Origin of the sequence: Chlorobaculum thiosulfatiphilum, from assembly GCF_006265165.1 — a bacterium.
Classification (GTDB): domain Bacteria; phylum Bacteroidota; class Chlorobiia; order Chlorobiales; family Chlorobiaceae; genus Chlorobaculum; species Chlorobaculum thiosulfatiphilum.
Genome location: NZ_VDCH01000047.1, coordinates 1 through 5362, shown reverse-complemented (window position 1 = coordinate 5362; position 5362 = coordinate 1). Strand labels below are relative to the sequence as shown.

The window sequence follows — 5362 nt, the reverse complement described above, 5'->3', positions numbered from 1 at the left end:
ATGAACGTTCTCGACCTTCCAGTTTGAGGAAAGACCTAAAAGTTGGTGGTAATGGCTCGTCAGGCTCTGCATGGGAGTATCAAGGTGCGGTTGGGTAAAGCTCAAAATTACTCTATGTTACTTCATACACACCCTTCTTTCCACGATATTCTGCGAAGAGCCAATTTTTTTAGCACAATCTTCCGGAAACTGGTTTCATACACCCGGATGTGTCATGATAAACAGAATGCCAACAATAACTGGCGCAGTAAATACAGCCGCCAATACCGCATATGCTTTATGCGACAATCCTTTTATTGCCCCAAAACTGAAAATGCGACTAGCTGCAACACCTAATAACACTCCAGACAACACACTTGTTAGAATACCGAGAATCGGAAGATATTGGGCAAGCAGGTATATCTCAAGTGCTAAAACGGCAAAAATGACCACTGCCAAAACACCTATATAGAGCTTTTCCATCATGTACGCTTCATAAGCCCACTCATACTGAGACGGTGACTCATCGGAGATACTATAAGCGGGCCATAATCTGGGCAACCACAATCCACCACGCAGGATTCTCATCGATGCTGTCAAAACAAGCATAGCAAAAATAACAGATACCGACAGTATAGCGCCAAAGCCAACGCTTTTGTACGTATTCCTGTCAGCTTTTTTCTTATCAGGCAAGGGAAGACCTGTTAATTTTTGCTCCCCTGCCGATGTTTTTGCATAGTCTCCGTAATAGGTAATTTTGGAGCTATTAAGAAAATTCGACATATTCTTGGCTAATAACACGTTTCTTTGTTGCGCATAGGACATAGACATCGCTGCCTTGATAGCTTGTGTTCCCTGCAAAGGCACAGACAGTACCTTGTGTAACGTCAGTATCATTGAAAACCTGTCTTCTACTCTGGCGATGATGGGGCGATCGGGTTTTGACTTGAGGAGTACATCAAGAATAACTGGCTGAATCTTATCGGATGTTTGCGACCTTGTCGCTTTCTGAAATACTTTTTTCTTTGATTTCAACATCTCCAAAAGCTGCTCTTCAGTCGCGCCGTTATTGGTCATTAAAATCATAGAGTCGAGAAATGGAATATCAACTCCCTGGATCATAATTTCATCATAGACAAGTAATTTGCGGTCTGAAAAAATGCGAGGATTGTTCAAAACCAGCTTATTTGCTGTTTCAGAAGTTACCGGTTTTATGCTTTTTACAAGTCTTGATTCCGCCATTCCAGCAAGCACCTGACGCTGAGCCTCATAAAGCGCCATAGTATAATCTGGATCTTTGTCAAGACCCATCTCGCGCGCCTTCTGAGCAAGTAATTCCATCCTCACGAGATTGCCAAGTATCGCCTTTTTTTGATCGATTCTTTCTGCCTTATGATCTCCAGAAACAAGTGAGTTCCTTGCAAAGTACTCTATTTCAGCTTGGGTAATCTCGACACCGTTTACTACAGCAGCAACACTACCTGATGACTCTTTTGCTGATTGTGATGAACAACCGTAAACAACAAATAGTACGAATCCAAAAAAAAAACCACTGAGTATTTTCACAATTATTGCGCTATGGATAATTTTAACTTATATCTAAAAAAAGCCGCCAATACCTAAATAAATATACGCATCTGAAATCCGGAAAGTCATCTGAACTGTCCCCATTTGCAAGATCACATGTTCTTGGAATTTCTCAGCCTCTTGTCTGCGAAATTCTTCCGGTGTCAGGCTGCCTGATCGTCTGGAACTCCTCCTGCCGTTGCCCGGTGAACTGGTGGTCGTGATCATCTTCGGCTTGCTATTCATCCAGACCAGCCGATCCAGCACTCTGCACACCCGCTTGCCAGAGATTGATGTCTTGATTTCAAAGCCAATTCATTTTCTCCACAACCAGGTAGTCTCGTTTTGCGCGGTCAGGTCAGGGTGACTATAGAAGGAGCGGTTGGATAAAGATCAGGATTACGCTAAGTTACTCATACACACACTGCTTTCCACGAAATTCTGCGAAGAACCAAAAAATCATGACTGACTATCATTGCCACCTGCTCCCGTGTATAGACGATGGCCCCTCATCAGTAAACGAATCCATTGAGATGGCTCGTCTGCTCTGTCAAGCCGGCTATCACATGGTGTACTGTACGCCTCACCTGATAAAAGGATTGTATGAAGCGGATAACGACACAATTAAAAATGCAGTAAATGATCTTCAAAAGGAGATAGATCGGGAAGGAATCAACCTGAAGCTGCTTTGTGGAAGGGAATACTTCCTTGACAACAATTTAAAGGATTATATGAATGATCTCATGCCACTTGAGAACACCTCATATTTGCTTATCGAAATCCCGCCTCATACCTATCCAGGCATGGTTCAGGATTCTCTCTCAGCAATTTTGCGCCAAAACCTAACCCCTGTGATTGCGCATCCGGAGCGCTGTGAACTGTTCCACGAGCGGCAGATCGCCGATCCACCCAGAAAAAAATCGAGATTGAAACATCTCTTCAACCGCTTTTCTTCCGACGTTCAAACCGCAGTCAACGCTGAAGATGGTGACAACAAATTGCTCAAATGGCTCGTTGAAAAACGATGCGGTTTTCAGAGCAACCTGCCGAGTTTCAACGGGGCTTATGGTGAACAGATTCAAACCGCCGCGCAGTACCTCAAAAGTCTTGGGATTTACACCCACTCAGGCACTGACGCGCACTCTGCCGAAAGCCTGAAAAAGCTTTTTGGGCTGAATCCAGATTGATAAGCGCCTCATCCCGGAACTGAACGATCTGATTGTTCCGGGATGAAACTGTCAATTATATTTCAGAATCGAGGTGCGCCCACTTTTCGCATTCTCTCCGATTCCATATCCATGTCGTCAGCAGATTTCTCCGGTGATTGCGGCGTCTTCCCTGTTTGACTTGCCATTCTTTCCGATTGTTGCTGCACGTCGTCAGGAGATTGCTCAGGTCTTGTGCCATCGCCTGATGGAGTTGTTGCACCTTCACCAGACGGAACTGCTGCACCCTCGCCAGACGGAACTGTTGGCGTCTGCGTCTCACTGGGAGGAACAATAGCCCCCGAGACTTCAGGAGCAATTTCCGGCATCTCAATCCAGTTTATCGATGGGATTACGCTTGTGGTAACAGCATCCGAAAGATTCCCTACATTTTCAGCCTGTGCTGTCATTGCTGGCATGATAACCATGACAGAAAACATACCCGCGTAAACTATTGAGCGTTTCATAACGATTGTAATTATGGTTATATCAAACTATGATCAGAACATGATACCTGCGCCGACACCCCAGATGAATCGAACGCCATCGCCCGAATAACCTGTCAAATCAGCCGCACCCATGCTGGCCACCAGTGCGCTCTGACTTCCAAGCAAAAAGGTCTTCGATACTCCGGCATTGAGGTTGACTCCATTCCAATCGACAATGGCATTGAATTCGTCAAACAACTCATAAGAGACGTTGCCGAAAACCGCAGTACCATGCTTTCCTTTTCCATTATCTACATCCAGGGGACTCTTATCGCGGAATCTGCCGTTGCCAATGCCAATACTGTAATGAAGCTTGGTTCTGTTCATTTCATCATCGATCACATGCCGATCCTGGACTCCCTGACTATAGACGATGTAATAGCTTTCGTCAGAATCTGTTCGGTTATTTGAAGAGTCACCGATGAGAATGTTCTCCACGCCAACAGCGATAGAATTTCCGTGACCAAGATAACGGTGCAGTTTCAGGTTGAGGGAATAACGCTCCCAATCGCTCAGATCAAGCGACATGATGCTTGCCTCCAGACCAAGATAATCTCTTGGATTCCCGATACCGACACCAAATCCCATGGCAGCATCCGAATCGTTGCTATAAGGCGCAGGAATAGTGCCTCCAGCCCCCACGAAAACCGTGCCATAGGCGGCGCCCCATCCAACAGGCGTAGTAAGCGATTTACCATGAATGTTTGGTAATGCCCCCTGGAAAGTGGACTCAGCAAAAGCAGCCATAGGAGATGCTAACGTCAACAAGGCTGAAAGCATCAGTAATCTCAACTTTAAGCGTTTCATGAGTGTTGTATTTTATAAGTGAATAAAGTGCGAAACAAAATTTTTATACGATAAATATTTTCAATCAATGCACCATCTCACACAAAAAATATATACAAAGCCTCTCATACACGCCAAATTCAAACATATGCTTCTATTTATCAGCACCAACATTCTACTAATTTTTATCTATTTCTCAAACCATAAATATTTATTAATCGACTCAACTTCTGGCAAAATATAAACCATCCCTTTTGTTCTCGAAAAATAAACTCCAATGTATTTTTTAAAAAACATTTTTGGGACATTTATGCACCCCCAAGAAATTCTGTTATCATCGATCGCCTGTGATTTCAATCGTTCAAGACGACGCTGTTTTGGAACGTTGATCACTGGATGAATTGCAAGATTTCCACTAAAATCAACCCATAATACCTCTTGACCATGAGTATCTCTCCCAATCTCCGCAATGTATCTGCCCGCAGGTGTTATGCGATAGGATGGTTTTATCTGGGATAGTGGACGACGAGCTATTTCAATCGGCAGCTCATCGCCGACCGCCATACCAAGCAAAACCGGAGCCTTACCTAATAACACGCCATCAGCATCATACACATATATTGTCGCCTGTTTTTTATCTACAACAATAAATGGCCTTTGCTTGTTGTCATTTTTCTTTGTCACCATCTCAGCAAATTCCCGCACCTGCCAAGCAGCATTTCTATTATAATTCTCCGTTGCTTCTACCGAACAAGGCGAAAAACAAACATTGTTAAATAAAAATAATATATATATCCCAAATATCGCCCTATATAAAAACATAATTTATATCTATTTACCCTCTCCTAATAATATTAGCAGCTTATTTTCAAACAACAAGCATAACAAATAAAAGAAATAAAAAAAGCTCCTTCGAAGGTAAAAGAATGAATAAGGAAGGGGCCTTATATCAAACACCAGAATCGGAGGAGCTATAAAAACAATGCAGAAAGATAATCAGAAAGATTATTCAAAGGCAAGAGTTTTTTGGCTCTTGGTAGAATTTGGCAGGTAAATAGTGATCAATGATCAATTGACTGAGCACTGATCAGTAGAAAAGGCAAGCAGAAGGCCTAAAACGTCCTGTATTCCCTGATTCTGCTGGCGTGTGCTGAATGTGAACATAAAAACCATCGACCGGATCAAAAAAACAATTCGTTGAACAAGGGCTTGAAGGCGTCATGACTCGCAAGCCAAGCAGTTGCGTTTTCTTCAAAAAATTGGTTCTTCGCAGAATATCGTGGGTAAGGGCTTCTGCTGTTCCGTCATGATTCGATAGCCATGTTGAGTTTGCCGCAG

Annotated in this window: 7 protein-coding genes; 1 reads left to right on the top strand and 6 read right to left on the bottom strand. The window is 43.4% G+C overall.

The window, feature by feature from the left end:
* Positions 1–195: 195 nt before the first annotated feature.
* Positions 196–1545 (bottom strand): EpsD family peptidyl-prolyl cis-trans isomerase, encoded by a 1350-nt coding sequence (locus FGF66_RS12200; RefSeq protein WP_170181378.1) that lies wholly within the window; start codon positions 1543–1545, stop codon positions 196–198.
* A 33-nt stretch (positions 1546–1578) separates the two neighbouring features.
* Entirely contained in the window at positions 1579–1773 is a 195-nt protein-coding gene (locus FGF66_RS12195) for a hypothetical protein (RefSeq protein WP_139457901.1), read from the bottom strand.
* 233 nt (positions 1774–2006) lie between these two features.
* Here FGF66_RS12195 and FGF66_RS12190 point away from each other — a divergent pair, with 233 nt between their 5' ends.
* A complete protein-coding gene (locus FGF66_RS12190) occupies positions 2007–2732 on the top strand; it encodes a tyrosine-protein phosphatase (protein ID WP_139457900.1) in 726 nt (241 codons plus the stop codon).
* A 62-nt stretch (positions 2733–2794) separates the two neighbouring features.
* Here FGF66_RS12190 and FGF66_RS12185 read toward each other — a convergent pair whose 3' ends face one another.
* The 4 genes from FGF66_RS12185 to FGF66_RS12845 form a co-directional block, all read right to left on the bottom strand.
* A complete protein-coding gene (locus FGF66_RS12185) occupies positions 2795–3217 on the bottom strand; it encodes a hypothetical protein (RefSeq protein WP_139457899.1) in 423 nt (140 codons plus the stop codon).
* A 33-nt stretch (positions 3218–3250) separates the two neighbouring features.
* Entirely contained in the window at positions 3251–4045 is a 795-nt protein-coding gene (locus tag FGF66_RS12180; protein ID WP_139457898.1) for a hypothetical protein, read from the bottom strand.
* Positions 4046–4213: 168 nt separating this feature from the next.
* The gene (locus FGF66_RS12175) at positions 4214–4846 is read right to left on the bottom strand and encodes a murein L,D-transpeptidase (protein ID WP_139457896.1); all 633 of its coding nucleotides are present in this window, start codon (positions 4844–4846) and stop codon (positions 4214–4216) included.
* Between the two features lie 265 nt (positions 4847–5111).
* Positions 5112–5362 (bottom strand): hypothetical protein (locus tag FGF66_RS12845; RefSeq protein ID WP_211342015.1); only part of this gene is annotated, 251 nt, incomplete at its 5' end.

What these genes read in the sequence shown, in the direction of transcription:
- FGF66_RS12195 (WP_139457901.1), bottom strand. Translation starts at nt 1,773, where the DNA reads ATGATCACGACCACCAGTTCACCGGGCAACGGCAGGAGGAGTTCCAGA.
- FGF66_RS12190 (WP_139457900.1), top strand. Translation starts at nt 2,007, where the DNA reads ATGACTGACTATCATTGCCACCTGCTCCCGTGTATAGACGATGGCCCC.
- FGF66_RS12185 (WP_139457899.1), bottom strand. Translation starts at nt 3,217, where the DNA reads ATGAAACGCTCAATAGTTTACGCGGGTATGTTTTCTGTCATGGTTATC.
- FGF66_RS12180 (WP_139457898.1), bottom strand. Translation starts at nt 4,045, where the DNA reads ATGAAACGCTTAAAGTTGAGATTACTGATGCTTTCAGCCTTGTTGACG.
- FGF66_RS12175 (WP_139457896.1), bottom strand. Translation starts at nt 4,846, where the DNA reads ATGTTTTTATATAGGGCGATATTTGGGATATATATATTATTTTTATTT.